This is a genomic window from Streptomyces beigongshangae (assembly GCF_019710745.1).
GTDB classification, from domain to species: domain Bacteria; phylum Actinomycetota; class Actinomycetes; order Streptomycetales; family Streptomycetaceae; genus Streptomyces; species Streptomyces beigongshangae.
Map to the genome: position 1 here is coordinate 129,562 of NZ_JAHKJW010000004.1, position 17,060 is coordinate 146,621.

The 17,060-nt window shown below is 70.3% G+C and carries 14 protein-coding genes; 12 read left to right on the forward strand and 2 right to left on the reverse strand.

All coding sequences use genetic code 11. The annotated features are described in order from the left end of the window. Positions 1–88: 88 nt before the first annotated feature. On the reverse strand, positions 89–964 hold the full coding sequence (locus KM933_RS04560) for a DUF4394 domain-containing protein (RefSeq protein WP_221348480.1): 876 nt from the start codon (positions 962–964) through the stop codon (positions 89–91). 683 nt (positions 965–1,647) lie between these two features. Between KM933_RS04560 and KM933_RS04565 the strand changes: the two genes are divergently transcribed. The 6 genes from KM933_RS04565 (at position 1,648) to KM933_RS04590 (ending at position 10,163) form a co-directional block, all read left to right on the forward strand. Beyond that, the gene (locus KM933_RS04565) at positions 1,648–4,050 is read left to right on the forward strand and encodes a sensor histidine kinase (RefSeq protein ID WP_221348578.1); all 2,403 of its coding nucleotides are present in this window, start codon (positions 1,648–1,650) and stop codon (positions 4,048–4,050) included. Next, complete coding sequence (locus KM933_RS04570; RefSeq protein WP_221348481.1) at positions 4,047–4,730, forward strand: response regulator transcription factor; 684 nt, start codon at positions 4,047–4,049, stop codon at positions 4,728–4,730. Before KM933_RS04565 ends, KM933_RS04570 begins: the two co-directional genes overlap by 4 nt. 152 nt (positions 4,731–4,882) lie before the next feature. Further along, entirely contained in the window at positions 4,883–5,206 is a 324-nt protein-coding gene (locus KM933_RS04575) for an SCO4225 family membrane protein (protein ID WP_308013253.1), read from the forward strand. 216 nt (positions 5,207–5,422) lie between these two features. Further along, entirely contained in the window at positions 5,423–7,363 is a 1,941-nt protein-coding gene (locus tag KM933_RS04580) for a glycoside hydrolase family 5 protein (RefSeq protein WP_430727282.1), read from the forward strand. 404 nt (positions 7,364–7,767) lie between these two features. Then, positions 7,768–9,738 carry a YncE family protein gene (locus KM933_RS04585; protein WP_221348482.1) on the forward strand — a complete coding sequence of 657 codons (1,971 nt, stop codon included), beginning with the start codon at positions 7,768–7,770 and terminating at the stop codon, positions 9,736–9,738. 50 nt (positions 9,739–9,788) lie between these two features. After that, positions 9,789–10,163 (forward strand): hypothetical protein, encoded by a 375-nt coding sequence (locus tag KM933_RS04590; RefSeq protein WP_221348483.1) that lies wholly within the window; start codon positions 9,789–9,791, stop codon positions 10,161–10,163. 38 nt (positions 10,164–10,201) lie between these two features. On the opposite strand, the gene KM933_RS04595 is transcribed toward KM933_RS04590, so the two are convergent. Next, positions 10,202–10,795 carry a dihydrofolate reductase family protein gene (locus KM933_RS04595; protein ID WP_221348484.1) on the reverse strand — a complete coding sequence of 198 codons (594 nt, stop codon included), beginning with the start codon at positions 10,793–10,795 and terminating at the stop codon, positions 10,202–10,204. A 350-nt stretch (positions 10,796–11,145) separates the two neighbouring features. Here KM933_RS04595 and KM933_RS04600 point away from each other — a divergent pair, with 350 nt between their 5' ends. The 6 genes from KM933_RS04600 (at position 11,146) to KM933_RS38980 (ending at position 16,806) form a co-directional block, all read left to right on the forward strand. Beyond that, positions 11,146–11,889, forward strand: a complete 744-nt coding sequence (locus KM933_RS04600; protein WP_221348485.1) for an NUDIX hydrolase — start codon at positions 11,146–11,148, stop codon at positions 11,887–11,889. Beyond that, positions 11,890–13,053, forward strand: coding sequence for a 5'-methylthioadenosine/S-adenosylhomocysteine nucleosidase family protein (locus KM933_RS04605; RefSeq protein WP_221348486.1), 1,164 nt, complete (start codon positions 11,890–11,892; stop codon positions 13,051–13,053). Next, positions 13,050–15,029: a hypothetical protein gene (locus tag KM933_RS04610; protein WP_221348487.1), complete on the forward strand. Its 1,980-nt coding sequence runs from the start codon at positions 13,050–13,052 to the stop codon at positions 15,027–15,029. The genes KM933_RS04605 and KM933_RS04610 overlap by 4 nt, the downstream gene beginning before the upstream one ends. An 87-nt stretch (positions 15,030–15,116) precedes the next feature. Beyond that, positions 15,117–15,656 carry a hypothetical protein gene (locus KM933_RS04615; protein ID WP_221348488.1) on the forward strand — a complete coding sequence of 180 codons (540 nt, stop codon included), beginning with the start codon at positions 15,117–15,119 and terminating at the stop codon, positions 15,654–15,656. Between the two features lie 414 nt (positions 15,657–16,070). Continuing rightward, entirely contained in the window at positions 16,071–16,322 is a 252-nt protein-coding gene (locus KM933_RS04620) for a hypothetical protein (protein WP_221348489.1), read from the forward strand. Between the two features lie 121 nt (positions 16,323–16,443). Beyond that, a complete protein-coding gene (locus tag KM933_RS38980; protein ID WP_260333036.1) occupies positions 16,444–16,806 on the forward strand; it encodes a PIN domain-containing protein in 363 nt (120 codons plus the stop codon). Positions 16,807–17,060: the final 254 nt, after the last annotated feature.

The following is a 17,060-nucleotide window of genomic DNA, read 5'->3' on the forward strand; positions in this document are numbered from 1 at the left end:
CCGCCGCGGTCCGGGTGACCGCCGCGGTCCGGGTGTGCGGACCGCGGCGGGTTCGTGGACCGGAGCGGTTTCGTGGACCGGGAAGGGATCAGCTTCCGGTCAGGGAGACGGCCAGGTCCGTGATGTTCAGCGGGAACTGGCCGACGAGCGTCGGCTCCCCCGTGAAGATGTTCACGGTGTAGAGCGACGGCGTACCGGCGTTGTACGGCGTGAGCGAGGCGAAGGCGGTGTTCGCGGTCGTCCTGCCGTTGGTCAGGTCGCTGTAGATGTCCAGACCCGCGTCGGTGAGGGCGTCGAAGCCGAGGAGCCCGGTCGGGACGAGGTTGCCCTCGTTGGGCGGCGACTGGATGACGACCTGGTCGTTGAGCGTGTCGACGTCGGTCAGGGTGGTCCCGGTGGATCCGACCAGGTCGTTGTTCGTGTAGGCGGCGGCGGTCACGCCCTGGGCCGCGGTGGTGGAGGGCGGGAAGTTCAGCATGGTGTCGGTGGCCGTGCTGCCGTCGTTCAGGTTGTGCCGCAGGTTCTGGCCGTAGTTGCTGAGCACCCGCAGCCGGTCGGCGGCCGGGTTGAAGTCGATGTCGAAGACCGTGCCGTAGAGCGCGACCTTGAGCTGGGAGACCTTGGTGACGACCACGTCGGGGGTGGCCGGCGGCATCGTGATCGTGTAGATGCCGCCCTTGTCGCCGAGGCCGTACAGGAGGCCGTTCTGCGCCCGGAAGTCGATCCCGACCAGCTTGGTGTCGCCGGAGAGGCCGGTGACGAGCCGGACCCAGTCGAGCACCTTCGGGTTGTCCGTCTTGAACGTGGCCATCAGGGTGCCGTCCCCGGTGATGCCGTACGCCCGCAGGCTGGGGGTGGCGGCGGGGGCGGCGGAGCTGGAGCCGGGCGCGCTCACCGTGAGCGCGGCCGCGGCGGACACGACCGCCACCGCCGCCGCGATTCTCTTCCTGAGTCCTGCCTTCATGATGGTTCCCTCCCGTTTGCTCATCTGCGTGATACGGAAAGAGTTCGTGTTTCCGGTGTCCGGACGGGCGCGGCGGAGCAGGGCGCCCTGGACGATGCCCCGTTACGGGGCGGGGGTGCGTTTCCCGCGGTACGGAAGTGCTCCGGGAGGCCCCGGAAGGAATGTCCCGGAAGGAATGTGCCGGGAATGTCCCGGAAGGAATGTGCCGCCCGTGCCGGATCCTTTCCCGGAGCGGGTCCGCGGGTGGCTGCGCGATGTCCATTAAGCCCGGGCCGCGGCGGGCCCCACAAGCGGATCGAGCCGCGGGAACGCCCGGGCGAAGGAACTTTGCGCACTGTGACGAATCCGCCCTCGGCACACCCTCCACCGATTCACCCGGAGTGATGGACACGCGTCCGCTCCTCGTCCGGCGGCCCTGAGCCCGGGCCCACGGGTGCCCACGGGTGCCCACGGGTGCCCGGGGCGTCGGCCGCGGCCCGCCCGTCTGCAACCCAGGTAAGAGACGCGAATCCATCTCCAGCCGGAGCCGCCCCCCTCACCTGCGGACCTAGCCTGGATCTGTCATGAACCCCGCTGAGAGACCCGCCCCCGGACCCGCCCCGGACCCCGCCTCCGGGCCTGTCCCGAGCCCCGCCCCGAACCCTGCCCCGGGCCACGCCCCGAGCCCCGCCCCGCGACCCGTCCTGGACCGCGCCGACGACCGGCTGCTCCCGGTCCTGCTGCTCTGCGTCCAGGCCGTGGTCTGGCCCGGGGCGGCGCTCGTGCGCGGGACCGTCCCGGCCGCGTCCGCCCTCCTCGTCGCCGTCCTGGTCGCGGGATCGGTCACGGCCGCGCTCGCCCTCCGCCGCGCCCGCCCGGTGACCACCCTCGTCCTGGTCGCCGCCGCCTGCGCGCTGGGCGCCGGACCGCTGCCCACCGGGGCGACGGCCGTGCTCGGGACCGCGGGCGTCGCGCTGACCCTGTTCACCGTGGCGACCGAGCGCGACACCTTCACCACCGTGCTGTGCGTGGTGGCACTCGCCCTCTGGCAGCTGCTGCAGAGCATCAGCCTGCACGGGCTCAGCGATCGCGAGGGACTCGACCTCGTCCTGACCGCCCTGCTGTACGCCACCGCGTGCGGCGCCGGCCTCCGCGTACGGCGGACCAGGCGCGTCCGGCGGACGGCCGCACGGCTGCTGCGGCGGGCCGAGGCCGAGCGCCACCGGCTCCCGGCGGCCGAACGACGCCGTATGGAGAGGGAGTTGCACGACGTCAGCGCCCACCACCTGACGGCCGTGGTGGTGACGGCGGGCGCCGCCCTCGGACTGCGCGAACGCCGCCCCGAACTGGCCGACGAGGCACTGCGGTTCGCGGTCGGGACCGGCCGCGAGGTGACCCGGGCGCTCGGCGCCGTACGGGCGCCGGCACCCTCCCGCGAGGACCTGCCCTCCCCCGAGGAGCGGCTGCGGGAACTGGTCGCCGGGTTCCGCCGCCTCGACCAGCCGGTGGACTGCGAGATCGGCCCGCTGCCGGACGGCGCCGTCGCGGACGCGGCCTACGGGATCGTGCGCGAGGCGCTGACCAACGTGGCCCGGCACGCGCCCGGCGCGCACACGAAGGTGCTGTGCCGCTACGGCGACACCCGCACGGACGTCGTGGTCACCAGCGCGGCACCGCCGTCCGGGACGGTGGCGCACGGGGCCGGTCTGGGCGGCGGACGAGGCCAGGGCTTCCTGCGCTCCCGGGCCCGGGAGGCGGGCGGCACACTGACCAGCGGTCCGACGGCCGAGGGCGGCTGGGAGGTGCGTGCGGTCCTGCCGGGCCGCTCGGCCGGGACGGCGGAACAGCCCGTGCCGCGGAGCTACCGCGTCGCGCAGCTGACGGCGGCCACCGGTCTGGTCCTGCAGCCGCTGCTCCCGGTGCTGGTGATACGGGCCGAGGACGCGCCGAGCGGGGCCGGCGTGTCCGTGGGCATGCTCTTCGCACTGCTGGCCGCGGCCCAGGTGGTCGCGCTGCTGTGGCTGCGCCGGGCGCCGCGGACCGCTCAGGTGGTGCTGTCGGGGCTGGCCCTGCTCTGGCCGGCGGCGATGGCCGAGGGGGACTACACGGGGCCGGTCGTGCTGCCGCCCGCGCTGAGCCTGCTGGCCACGGGCGCGGCACTCGCCGCGCAGGCGGCCCGCGCGGCGGCGGGCACCGGCCGCGCGGTCCCCCGCAACCTTCTGGTGCTCGCGGGTGTGGGCGTGGTCGTGCATGCGGCGGCTGTCGTCACCGCCGTGCTGGAACGCGGTACGGCGGTTCCCGTCTGGGCTGTCGTCGCAGGGGCCACGGCCGGGGTGTGCGCGGCACTCTGCGGGGCCCTGTGGGGCGGTGCCCTGCGGGGGCGGCGGGAGAGGGCCGCCCGGGGAGCGCGGGACGAGCGCCTCGCCGTCTGGACGGGGGAGGCCGTGCGGGACGCCTGGGCCGAGCGGCGGCGGATCGCCGCGGGCCTGGAGACCACCGTGCTGGCCCGCACCGCCGACATGGTCGCCGAGGCGGAGGCCGGCCGGCTCGACGCGACCGCCGAACGCGCCCGGGAGGCCCTCGCCGCGATGCGCGCCCTGCTGGACACGGTCCGCGACGGCGCGACGGAACCCGACCTGCGCCCGCAGCCCACCCTGCAGGCCCTCGACCTGCTCGCCCACCAGTGCCGGGCCACCGGCCGCGACGTCGAGATACGGCTGACCGACCGCGTACCGCAGCGGCTGCCCACGGCCGTCGACCTGACCGCCTACCACGCCGCCGAGACCGTTCTCGCGGCCGGCGGCGACGAGCCCGCGGTGCTGGAGCTCGACGCCGACGGGGATATTTTGACCCTCACCGCCACCGGAGTGCCCCGCGCCGCCCGCCCCGCCGTACGGGAGCTGCTGGCGGCCCGGGCCGCCGCGCTCGGCGGCACCCTGGACACCGGCCGGCCGGACACGATCGGCCTCCGGCTGCCACTCGCCCCCGCCCTGGACGTCCTGGGCGTCCCCGTCGTCCTGGACGCCCAGGACGACGGGGACGGGGACGAGGAGGGGGACGAGGCCAGGAACGGGGACGGGAAGAGGGAGAGGGAGAGGGAGCGATGAGCCTCAGGGTGCTGGTCGTCGACGACCAGGGAATCGTACGGGCGGGGTTCGCCGCCGTGATCGACGCCGAGGAGGACATGACCGTCGTCGGCGAGGCCGCCGACGGAGCGGCCGCGGTGCGCCTCGCCGCGGAACTGGCCCCCGACGTGATCGTCATGGACGTGCGGATGCCCGTGCTCGACGGCATCGCCGCCACCCGGATCATCACCGGCCGCGAGGACGCGCCCCGGGTCCTGGTGCTGACGACCTTCGACCTCGACGCGTACGTCTTCGACGCGCTGCGGGCGGGTGCCTCCGGCTTCCTGCTCAAGGACGTGTACGCCGCCGAACTGCTCCAGGGCATCCGGGTGGTGGCCGACGGGGAGAGCGTGCTGGCCCCGTCCGCGACCCGGCGGCTCATCGGCCACTACGCGTCGGGGGCGGGCGCCGGGACGCGGACCGGGAGCGGTCCGGACGGGCTGGACAGCCTGACCGGCAGCCAGCGCAACGTCCTGGCCCTGATCGCGGCCGGCCTCAACAACGCGGAGATCGCCGACGAACTCGGCATCACCGTCGGCACCGTCAAGTCCCATGTGAACGCGCTGCTGCGCAGGCTGGGCCTGCGGGACCGCGTACAGGCGACGATCCTCGCGTACGACCTCGGTCTCGCCCGTCCGAACCCGCCCGGCTCGCCCATGTGAGGGCCCCTGTCCCAGCCGCCCCGACCACACCCGGCATCCAGACCACACCGGGCATACCGACCACACCCGGCATCCAGACCACACCGGGCATCCAGACCACACCCGGTATCCAGACCACACCGAACCGTCGAAGAACCAGGAGCACACCACCCGTGAGCAGCAAGATCCCGACCTTCGTCCGTACCCTTCCGCACCGGCTGGGTTACCTGCTCAGCGACCTCTTCGCCCTCTCCTACCTGGGCCTGTGCACCGTCCTGCTCGGCTGGGCGCTCCTGGAGAACTCGGACGGGTCCATGGCGGGCGTCATCCCGCTGTTCGCCACCGCGCCCACCAGCATCGTGCCGCTCCTGCTGCTGCCGGACGGGTCCTCGGTGTTCCTGGTCTCCATCGTTCTCGGGGCGCTGGTCAACACCGTGGTCATCGGCTGGTGCGCCCGCACGCTGCGCCACGGCAGGACCCCGGACCCGGTGTCCTGAACCTCCTGGTGTCCTGAACCTCCCGAGGGCCTGGACCGGCGTCACCGCCGTCCTTCATGATGTCGCTGCCATGACAACGTAGTCATGGTTCCGGCCCGGTTCGGCCCCGGTTCGGCCCGGTTCCGGCCCCAGGTCCGGACCCAGCCCTCAGTCATCAGGACGGTGACCGTGCGCGGATCCCCCGGCAGGGCGACCTCGCCCCCCTTGCCCCTCCTCCTGTTCCTCTTCCTCCTCCTCTTCCTGTTCCTCCTGCTGTCCCTGATCCCCGGCCCGGCGGCCGCCGCGGCGGCCCCGCCGGACCCCGCCGCCCCCGCGGCCGGCCTTCCCCGGGAGGCCGGCCCGGCCGCCGAGGACTGGACGCCGCCGCTCAGCACGCGGGGGCGGTGGATCGTCGACGCGGACGGCGACCGCTTCAAGCTGCGGTCGGGCAACTGGCACGGGGCCAGCGGCACCTGGAACGGCTCCGGCAGCGCGGACGAGGACGCCAACCACCACGCGGGCGAGAACTCCGGCCGCGTCCCCCTCGGCCTGGACCGGGCCCCGATGGCCGAGATCATCTCGGGTTTCCGGGAGATCGGGATCAACAGCGTCCGGCTGCCGTTCTCCAACGAGATGGTCCACGACGACCGCCCGGTCACCGACGACGCGGTCGCCGCCAACCCCGCGCTGCGCGGCAGGACCCCGCTCCAGGTGTACGACGCCGTGGTCCGCGAACTCACCGCCGCCGGACTCGCCGTGATCCTCAACAACCACACCAACACCACCCGGTGGTGCTGCGGGGTCGACGGCAACGAACGCTGGAACACCTCCCAGTCCGTCCGGGCATGGGAGGACGACTGGCTCTTCATGGCCCGCCGCTACAAGGACAACCAGCGCGTCGTCGGCGCCGACCTCTACAACGAGGTGCGCCGCAACGTCTGGGACGACCCGAACTGGGGACTGGGCGGTGACCACGACTGGTTCGCCGCATCCCAGCGCGCGGGCGACCGCATCCTGACGGAGGCCGACCCCGACCTCCTCATCGTCGTCGAGGGCATCAACTGGACCGGCATCCCCGTCGACGGCTTCCCGCACGAACGCCCCACCCTGGCGCCGGTACGCACCCTCTCGCACACCCTCGTCGACTCCGGCAAGCTCGTGTACTCGGCCCACTTCTACGACTACACCGGCCCGAACCACAGCGGCGCGACCGGCACCGGCGAGACCACCGATCCCCGCTACCGCGACCTCTCCCCCGCAGAACTGATCGACGTACTGAACCGCCAGGCCCTCTACGTCACCGACGGGCAGGACCAGCACTTCACCGCCCCGGTCTGGATCAGCGAGTTCGGCGTCGGCGGCCGGGAGGAGACGGGTGCCGAGCCGCGCGCGTGGTTCGGGAACTTCGTCGACCACCTGATCCGCACCGACGCCGACTTCGCGTACTGGCCGCTCGTCGGATGGCACGAGAACCGCCGCGGCAACGGCTGGGCCCTGCTGCACTGGGACGCGGCGGGGAACCGCATGGGCCCGTACGACGGCGACGACTGGCGGGCCGCCGCCTGGTCCCGGCTCGTCGGAGCCGCCGGCCGCACCGGCCGGGTCGCCCCCGTGGCGGAGTGGTCGATGCTCAGCCCCGACCACGGCGACTTCGTCCAGTCCCGGCGGATGCGGGCGCTGCCCGACTGGGACTCCGGCGCGCGCAAGGCCGCCTGCCCCGACGGGCAGCGGCTCCTCGGTCTCGGCCACACGGGCAACCGGGGCCTGTGCTCCGACGTGACCACCGGTCCGCTGCCGGACGCGCCGGGCGGGGGCGGCGGGTACGAGGTCGTCAAGGACGAGCGGTATGTGAAGGCGGGCGGCGACTGGGCCTCCGGCTACACCAAGCTGCAGTGCGCCGACGGGCAGTTCGTGTCCGGCTACGGCGTGCGGGGGGCGGCCGTCTCGTCCGCGCTGTGCACGGCTGCCCCGTCCGGGGTGATCACGGGTACGGCAGGCCGTACGGTCTGGTTCGACCGGGGGGACGACCGGGGCGCGTCCCCCAAGGGGGGTGACTTCGCCACGGGCCACTACAAGGGCCAGTGCGCGGACGACGAGTACGTGGCCGGCATCGCCTGCACGGGCCGCATCGGCTCGTCCCGCACTCCCGACGCGCTCTTCTGCCGAAAGCTCCGCTGACCCACTGGCGGACCGCGCGGTTCCCCGTCCTCCAGGTACCCAAGTACCCAGGTACCCAAGGGCGCGGGGAACCGCGCGAACGACGCCGGACAGCGGCCGAGCGGCGCGCCGACCGCGGTCAGGGCCACGTGGAAGACGGACTTCCCGTTCTGCAGGGGCAGCCGCAGGGGCAGCCGCAGCGGCGCCCTCGCCGACGGGGTCTCGGCGGCCGGGGGCGGCCGTGCACCACCGGGCACCGCCGCGCACGGCCGAGGACGCCGAAAACCGGGCTTCGTTGTCACTGGCATGCCATACGCTGCACCTTCGGCCGCGTCCATGCGTCTCTGACGGCGCGAGGGGGACGCGCGGCCGCCTCATCCATGCCCGGCGCGTACCGGGCATCTTCTGTGGGAGTAACCATCACTGTGCACAGACGCAGCACGTCGATCGCGACGGCGCTCGCGGTCGTCCTGGGTTCCGCGGTCCTGACGGCCGGAGCGGCGGGTCCGGCGTCGGCCGACGCCGCCAAGGTCCTTCCGGTGGCGTCGGTGGGGGACATCGTCGTGGACGGCGCCCACCGCCGGGTCTACGTCTCCGACCCCACCGGCGGCAAGATCGTCGTGACGGACTACACGGGTGCCGTGAAGGCGACCCTGACCGGGCTCCCCGGCGTGACGGGCCTCGCCCTGTCCGCCGACTCCGGGGAGGTCTACGCGGCCGTGAGGAACGGCAACCGCATCGTCTCGGTGGAGACGGACACGTACGTCCGGACCGCCAGTTACCCGGTGGGCGCGGCCCCCGCGGACCTGGAGGTGGTGGACGGCCGGATCTGGTTCGCCCACGGCACCGACTTCGGCTCGCTCGACATCTCCGGCGCCGAGCCCGTCGTCCACCTCGCCCAGCGCGGCGACGTCGGCTTCTCCGGCGCCTACGGCATGTTCCTGGCCTCCGACCCGGCCGTCCCCGGTGTCCTCGTGGCGGGCAACGGCGGAGACCTCGCCGTGTACGACGTCTCGGCCGACGGGGCCGCCCTGCGGGTCAAGGGCGACATGGACACCGCCGTGCGGCAGCTGGACCTGACGCCCGACGGCAGCCAGGTCCTCACCTCCTGGGGTTCCCCCGACCGCGGCTACGGCATCGGCGCCTACTCGGCCGCCGACCTGACCGAGCGGACCGGCTACCCCATCGACCCCTACCCGAACGCGGTGCGGGTCGCGCCCGACGGAAGCGTCGCGGGCGGCAGTTCCTCCGGGTACGAACCCGACGTCCACATCCACCGGCCCGGCGACGCGGTGCCGGTGCGCGAGTACGACTTCCCCAACACCGGTGACAGCAGCGGCGCCGACACCCTGGTGGACGGAGCGCTCGCCTGGGCGCCGGACGCGAGCCAGGTCTTCGCGGTCTCCGTGAACACCCGCGGCACGTACACCCTGCGCGCCCTGGCCGACCCCACCAAGGAACTGCCCACGCTCAAGGTGTCGGCCCCCGCGAAGTCGGACCGCGCCAAGAAGCTCACCGTCACCGGCAGGCTGACCTCGAAGTCGGCCCTCCCGGCGGGTACCGCCCTGAGCGTGACCCGTACGGACGTCGAGTCCCCGAACGGCAAGGCGCTGGCCGCCGTCAGGACGAAGGCGGACGGCAGCTTCTCCTTCACGGACACCCCGCCCGCCGGCGGCAAGGTCACCTACCGGGTCTCCTACGCGGGCGACGCCGAGCACGCCGCCGTCTCCGTCTCCGACGCGGTCGAGGTGTCGCGCAAGGCGACCGCGCTGAGCCTGGGCAACAACGGCAAGCTGTACACGTACGGCAAGGACGTCACCTTCACCGCGCACCTCGGGACGACGTACAAGAACCGCACCGTCGCGATCTACGCCGACCCCTTCGGCTCCGACAAGCCGAAGAAGCTGCTGAAGACCGCCAAGGTGAACTCCGCGGGCAACCTGTCGGCGACCGTCGACATGACCCGTGACACCACCGTCACCGCGGTCTTCACGGGCGACGCGCGCTACGCCGCGAAGACCGCGACCTCGACGGCGTACGCCCACGCGAAGGTCTCGACCACCGTCTCCAAGCACTACAGGACGGCCAAGATCGGCTCGACGACGTACTCCTGGTTCCGCAAGAACACGGACCCGGTGTTCACGACGACGATGAACTACTACACCGGCCGCAAGCAGCGCTTCCAGCTCCAGGTGTACTACCAGGGCTCCTGGTACGACTCGGCCTCCGAGTACGTCGCCCTGGGGGCGAACGGCAAGTCGGTCGTCGCCCTGGGGGCGCCGGGCGAGTCCGGCATCCGGGCCCGGATCCGCTCGTCGTACATCAACGGTTCGTCCGGCGACACGGTCAACTCGACGACGCACGGCGCCTGGAAGTACATCACCTTCACCAACTGACCGGACGTGCCCGCTCCCGGCGCGGGACGACGAGCGGGCAAGATGACCTCATGACAAAGCTCTCCGTACGGCCGGTCCGTCGTCGCTCCTCCTCCGGTTCGGTGCTGTCGTTGTGGTCGCAGGACTCCGTGCTGTCGATCGGCTCGGTGGGGTCGGTGCTGTCCGTGGGGTCGATCGGTTCGGCCCTGTCGGTCGGTTCGATCGGAAGTGCCCTGTCGGTCGGTTCGATCGGTTCCGCCCAGTCCCTGATCTCGACCGGGTCGTGGCTGAGTACGGGTTCGCTGTTCTCCGCGCAGTCGAGGTGGTCGGTGCTGTCGTGGCGCGCCAACGGCGGTTTCCTGGCCGCGGGCGCGGTGGGAGCCGCGGCGGGAGGGGCCCTGCTGCTGGCCCGGATGTCGCACCGGGCCGGCAAGCACACCGCGTAAGCCGGTCGGTCCGACTGCGCCGGTCGGCCCGACCGGACTCACTTGTGCGGGGTGGGCCGGTAGGTGGGCTCCTGGATGCGGCCGTCGAGCGTCACGCTCTCGATGAGTTCGAGGTCGAAGTCGGCCGCTCCCCGGAAGACCGGGTCCGTTCCGGTCCGGCCGGTGATCACGGGGAAGAGCGTCACCTGGACGCGGTCGACCAGACCGGCGGCCATCAGCGCCCGGTTCACGGACAGACTGCCGTGCGAGCGCAACGGCACCTCCGACTCCTCCTTGAGCCGGGCGACGACATCGACGGCGTCCCCGCCGACGAGGGTGGCGTCCGGCCAGTCGAGGGGCCCCCGGAGCGTGTTCGACACCACGGTCGTCGGCATGTTCCTCATCCGGCTGTTCACCGGGTCGTTCCTCTCGAACTCCGCGGAGTTCGCGGCACCCGGCCCCAGCATCTCCACGAACTGGCGGAAGGTGTTGGCCCCGAGCACCATCCGCTGCTCCGCCGCGTACTGGGCGAGGCGGCGGTCGAGGAACTCGGGCCCCTGCTTGCCCCAGTAACCGCCCCAGTCGCCGTTGCTGTCGTAGGAGCCGTAGCCGTCGAGACTGCAGAAGACATCGAAGGTGTAGTCGGCACTCATACTGCTCTCCTCGTTCGCGGAACCCGCGTCCGTCGCGTGACGCCGTGCAGCGTCACGCCGTGTCGGAGATACAGACCGGCAACCGCGCCGGGACTCATCGCCCTGAAACCCACGGCTTGACGGAGCCGGCCCGCCCCATCCGCCGGCGGCCGAGCCCCGGACACACGCCCGGGGAGGGAGGGACGGCCGCGGGTGGTGTGCAGAACCAGACCGGTGAGCCGGTCTTTGTGCAGTGCTGCTGTGCGAACCGAGGCTCCCACCTCCATGTCCTCGTGCCTTCGCCCTGCGCCGCCAATGATCTCCACCCCCCTTCTTGTTAAACTGACAGAAACCCAAGTACCGTGACCTGCATGCAAGCTGACGTGTGGTCACCCCCGCCTGTGCTACTGACGGTCGATCTTGTGATCCTGACGCTGCGTGAGGGGAAGCTGTGTGTCCTCCTCGTGGAGCGGGGCGAGGATCCTTTTCAAGGCATGCCGGCACTGCCCGGTGGATTCCTCAATCACGCTGGTGAGGAGATCCTGGACGCCGCCCACCGTGAGTTGAGTGAGGAAACCGCCCTGGGCTCCGGGTGGGTGCATCTTGAGCAGTTGGCCACCTATGGGGACGCGGGCCGTGATCCACGAGGACGAGTCGTTTCCGTGGCCCACTTGGCGATCGCGCCCGGACTTCCCGAGCCGGTCGCGGGAACGGATGCCACGGACGCCGCGTGGGTCCCCGCGGAAGCCGTCCTGTCCGGTGAGGTGGAACTGGCCTTCGATCACCGCCGGATCGTGACGGACGGAATTGAACGGGCGCGTACCAAGCTCGAATTCTCGGCACTGGCCACGGCATTCTGCGGAGAACTTTTCACCATAACCGAGTTGCAGCAGGTCTACGAGGCGGTTTGGGGCACCGAACTCGACACTCGTAATTTCTACCGGAAAGTTCAGGCCGTGAAGGGATTCATCATCCCCGCCGGCTCGGGACGCAGGACCACGGGAGGACGGCCCGCGCGACTGTACCGGGCCGGGCCGAGGGCGGTATTGCTCCCACCACTGATCCGACCCGTGCCGTCCACGACGGGGGAGGACACGGAAGAGGAAGGGGAATAGATGTCGAAAGACCTGGTGGTGATCCTCACCGCCCTCAATCTCGAGTACCGGGCTGTGCGCCGGAAACTGGCCGGTCCGCAGGTGCACCGTCATGAGCGTGGCACGCGGTTCGAGGTGGGAACCGTGCAGGGCACTTCATGTCGTGTCGCGCTCGGTCTGACGGGCAAGGGGAATCATTCCGCCGCAGTGATCGCTGAGCGCGCGATACAGGAGTTCTCGCCGGTGGCCGTCCTGTTCGTCGGTGTCGCCGGTGCCCTGTGGGACACCGCCAGGCTGGGTGACGTGGTGATGGCGACACACGTGTACGCCTACCACGGCGGGACCAGCGAGGACGACGGACTCAAGGCCCGTCCCAGGGTGTGGGAGGCGCCGCACGGCATCAGCCAGCTCGGCTTGCATCTGGCCCGCGTGAACGACTGGGCCGACGGCACGTCCGGCCGTGGACGCGCGCCGCAGGTGCGTTTCGGGGCGATCGCCGCCGGCGAGGTCGTACAGAACTCCAAGATCTCGGCCGAGGCGCGATGGATCCGGCAGCACTACAACGACGCGCTCGCGATCGAGATGGAGGCCGCCGGTGTGGCGCAGGCCGGTCATCTCAACGGGGCACCGGTGGCCATCATCCGCGGGATCAGCGACCGGGCGGACGGAACGAAGAGCAGTGCGAAGGATCGTGACCGGCAGCCACGGGCCGCGGCGAACGCGGCGTCATTCGCCACGCGGCTGGCTGCGGAACTGGTGGGGGAACAGGAGCAGATAGCAATGTCCCATGCAGACCGGACCCATACGGCCGACAGAGCCGAAGCGCACGTCAGCAACACCGCTCATAACAGCACTGTCGGCATCATGGCCGGCTCGGTCAAGGAGAGCAGCGTTCACTTGAACGCGGACCCGAAGGCGACCGGCCCGGCGGACCTGGTCGTGGAACTGGACGGGTTCCGTGGGCACCTGAAGCGTCACCACGCCGAGGGCGCTCTCGACGACGACACCTACCGGGAGGCACTGGCCGAGCTGGGCTTCGCCCGCCGGGCGGCAAGGGAGAAAACTCCCGACTCGTCAAAGAGGGCGACCATGGCACTCAAGAGGCTGCGCGGTCTGATCGCGGAGTTGCCCGAGCTGGTGGGCAGGCTGGCACCACTGGTCGTGGCGGCGGGTGACCTGTCATGAACGACGGCAGCAGCGGGACGAACAATTCGGCCGCATACGGCTCCACCGTCGGAATCCAGGCCGAGACCGTACACAATTCCAACGTCTACTTCGTCCATCCGGACGCGTCGCCTCAGGAAAAATACAGGGTCGGTGTGCGGTTCCTGGCCGATGGCATCCCCAGCCGCGCTCGCGAAATGATCAGTGACGCGATCGCCCACGGACACGACAACGCGGAGGTCCGTTTCCACTGGGTGCTTGCCATGCTCAGTGCACGCGGCTACCACGATCTCAGCACCGAAGAGATCCAGCGGCTGCACCGCGCTTCCGGACTCGTACGGACCTACGCCGAGGGCGAGTGGAAAAACGCTCTGCGTGTCGTTTTCGAGCTGCTGGCGATGTTCAGCACCGCGGACGGCGGAACAGGGCGCGTACTGGAGCGGTTGCGCGCCCTGTCGTCCCACCAGCGTGACGCGATCCTCCGCCACCTCGACCTCGTCCTCACCGGAGGGCTGAAGGACAGCCTGTGGGTCGAGAACCGCGAACGGGCCGAGACAGCTCGCTTCGGCAGTGACCGGGTCCAACGGGTCTGGGCCTATTTCGAGCCCGATCCCATCGGGCCACGGGCCCTGCCGCCCCGCCCGAGCACCGCTCCTGCCGCTCGGGGGGCCCTTCCGGTCCGAACGGGCCTGTTCGTCGTCGTCACCGGGCTTCTCTGGATTCTGGCGCTGGTGGCGGAGCCGGCTGCGGCAGTCGTCGAGTTGCTGGTGGCGCTCGGTGCGGGCGTGACCGCGGCTCGCTTCGGCCGCCGATGGTGGTACGAGGAACATCAGCGGAAGGCCAGGGACCGTGAGTCCCAGGTCCCGCACACGGGCGATCCGGCCTATGCCGGGGACGGGTTCACCAACCGTGTCCGTCATTCGTTCGATCACTACTTCAGCATCCGCGTACCCCACGGATTCGCCTCGTACGAATGGCTCGGATATACCGGCCACATCCGCAACAGCCTTGCCGCCGAGATCGCATTTCTCTACCGCGAGAGCCGAATCAGTGTGGACCGGGTCAACTGGCTGATCCGCTACCTTGCCGAGGACGCCCGGGACCGTCACAACGAGGGTACTTTGTTCGATCACCGCCCCCAGACGTCGGCGGTGGCGAAGTTGCTGTGCGTGGTCGCCCTCACCGTTCTCGGCATCACGGGTCTGGCCCTGTTCGGAACAGCGGCCTCAAGTGTCGGCGCGTCGCAGATGCTGCCGGTCGTCCTGGCCGCAGCCGGTGCGGTCTGGTCCGGGCGCGCGGCTGCGTCCTTGTGGCTGGAGGCCCGGGGTGAGGAGCACCGACTGGCCGAGGAAACCCAGGAATATCAGGAGCGGCTGACCGCTCGGCAAATCGCGTACCAAAAATGGAAAACCTTCCTGGACACCACGCGACCCACCGAGCTGGAAATGGAGACCTGGCTCACCTGTGACAAGACGCTGTTCGTCGACGAAGCGCTCCGTCACTATCAGCTCACCTGGCGCGACCTGATCACCCACACCATTCTGGTGACACCCGCACGCCCTTACAAGCGAGGGCGTGTGAAGGGCGGCCCTTGGCGGTACTCGCGCTACAGCTTCCGTCTTTTCCTGGTCACACAGGACGGTGTCCGTGAAATCAGTACGGAATTCGATTTCGCCGACGCAAAACGCGGGGACGAGCAGCGGAGCAACTACCGGTTCGACGCCTTGTCCTCCGTGCAGGTCACGGAACGCACTCATGTGGGCTATGACCTGGAGCTCGTCCTCACCAACGGGCCGGCCAGGAACATTCGCGTCAAAGACGCCGACACCCATCAACTGGAACCGGACGAGAACGTCCAGGAGATCGCCGAAATAAACCTCAATTCGGCTGGTTTCATCCACACCTTCCGTCTCCTGGAAGGAATCGCGGCGGACGGAAAGGGTTGGATCGAACGGAACAATCCCAACAATCTGCCACCCTTCCGTGCTGCCGACTGAGTTGTCCGGGCCTTCAGGGCGGGCAGGGACCGGAGCGCCGGAATCCTGCCCGCCCACTTATCAACCAGCCGGGACCCGAGCTTAGGAATGACCGTGGCCGAGACAGAGGACGTCCCCGAGAGCAGACTCCTGCTGGCCGAGTACGACCGCATCAAGGAGGAGCAGAAAACCCGGATAGGGTTCCGTGACAACCTGCTCTACTTCACGCTCGCCGCGTCCACCGCGGTCCTGACGATCACCGTCCAGAGCAGGCAGCCCCAACTGCTGCTCGCCGTTCCCGTGATCTGCCTGGTCCTGGGCTGGACCTACCTGGTCAACGACGAGAAGATCTCGGCGGTCGGCTGTTACATCCGCGATCAGCTCGGACCGCGGCTGGCCGAGCTCAGTGGCGCCCATGACGCAGTGTTCGGCTGGGAGGTCTACCACCGCGACGATGCGCGCCGCACCACGCGCAAGCGGCTGCAGACCGCTGTGGATCTGTTCACGTACCTGGCCATGCCGATGATCTGCATGACCGCGTTCTGGTGCTCTCCCGCTGCCCGGCCTCTGCTCGTGCTCGTCTCCCTCGCACAGACTCTTGCCCTGGCCGTACTGGGCTGGCAGTTCCTGCGCTACGCGGAGCGGTAATACTGCTCCGCCGCCCGCCGCCCGCCGGTCTGCGAGCACCTGCCCGCTGAGGCACGACGCCGGAACGAGACGGAGATTCATGGTCCCCGTGAGGTGTACGACCCGAGGACGAAATCGCCGACGTGCCCGGCGCGCTCTCCACCTCTCCCGGTCGGCGTTCCTGCCGACTCAGGACCGTCCAGATGTTGTGTGCTGTTTTCCGTCGGTGTTGCGGGGAACCGGTTTGTCCACAGATGCGTCTCTGCGGCCAACATGGCACCAACATGTCGTAGGGGGCTGGAAGTGGACTCGGGCAGTATCGCCGCATGGTCAGGACTTGCCGGAAATGTCATTGCCGTCGTCATAGCCGTCCTCAGCCTGCGTAAGGCCGAACGTGCCCTGGCCCAGTCCGAGGCCCAGTCAGAACTCAGCCTCATGAGAGCGGACGCGGCGCTCACGCAGGCGCAGCACATCGCGGAACGCACCCTGCAAGCGCACTACAACATCGACGGGGCCATGTCGGCCATCGCCTGGCGGGACCAGGTGATAGCGCTGCACGACCGAGGACTGACACCCGCCCAGATCCGGGAGATCATGCTCCTGGAGGACGGGGGCGCGGGGTACGAGGCCAGCAACGGACGGATCGACGACATCGTACGAAACCTGGCCAGACGACTGCCGCAATGAAATGGCGTCGGGTGCCACCGGCTTCAGCCCGGCCCATCGGCACATCTCGGCCGCGACCAGACGTCGTTCACCGTGGCTGACCGCACGGTGTGGCACGGATGCGGTTGCCTCCGGGGGTGGTGTGGATGCCCCTTTCGGTGTCGGCCGTCAGGGCACCCACCTCGCGGCCGTGGCGAACCGTGTCCGGGACGAGCCGCTGTTCTCGCGCGCTTTCGAAGGCGGGGTTCGTACGCCGAGCAAGGATGAGGTCCGTGGCGCGGTGGCCGACGCCGCGGTGCCGAAGAACGCAGGACGTTGGATCAGCGTGGTGCAACACCGTATGGCACGGGCCGGTGAGCATCGCAGTGCCTCTGCAGTGGATCTGGTCATCGGCGCTACCGCGTCCCACCACGGCCTGACTGTCCTGCATGACGATGCCGACTACGGCACTGTTGCCCGGCATGCGTCCGACCTGACCGGGCACGACATCCACGACGTCGTCTGACGTGCTTCTGCCGGCCGGCAGACAAAAGGACAAGCCCCAGACCACTGGCCCTGGGGCCTCGACGGGAGAGCTTCCTGGCGAGGCGTTCGATCTTTCAACGGCGCCTCTCCGAGCCGCTCGCCGGAGTCGAATCCCGGGCCGGCCACCGGAGACCCCACCGCGGACGTGCAGCGAACGGCGGCAGTAACGGGGTGACTGGCTCCTGCACTGCAGTTCATCAGGGAGGAGGCGCTGCGACGGATCCGCACCCGCGA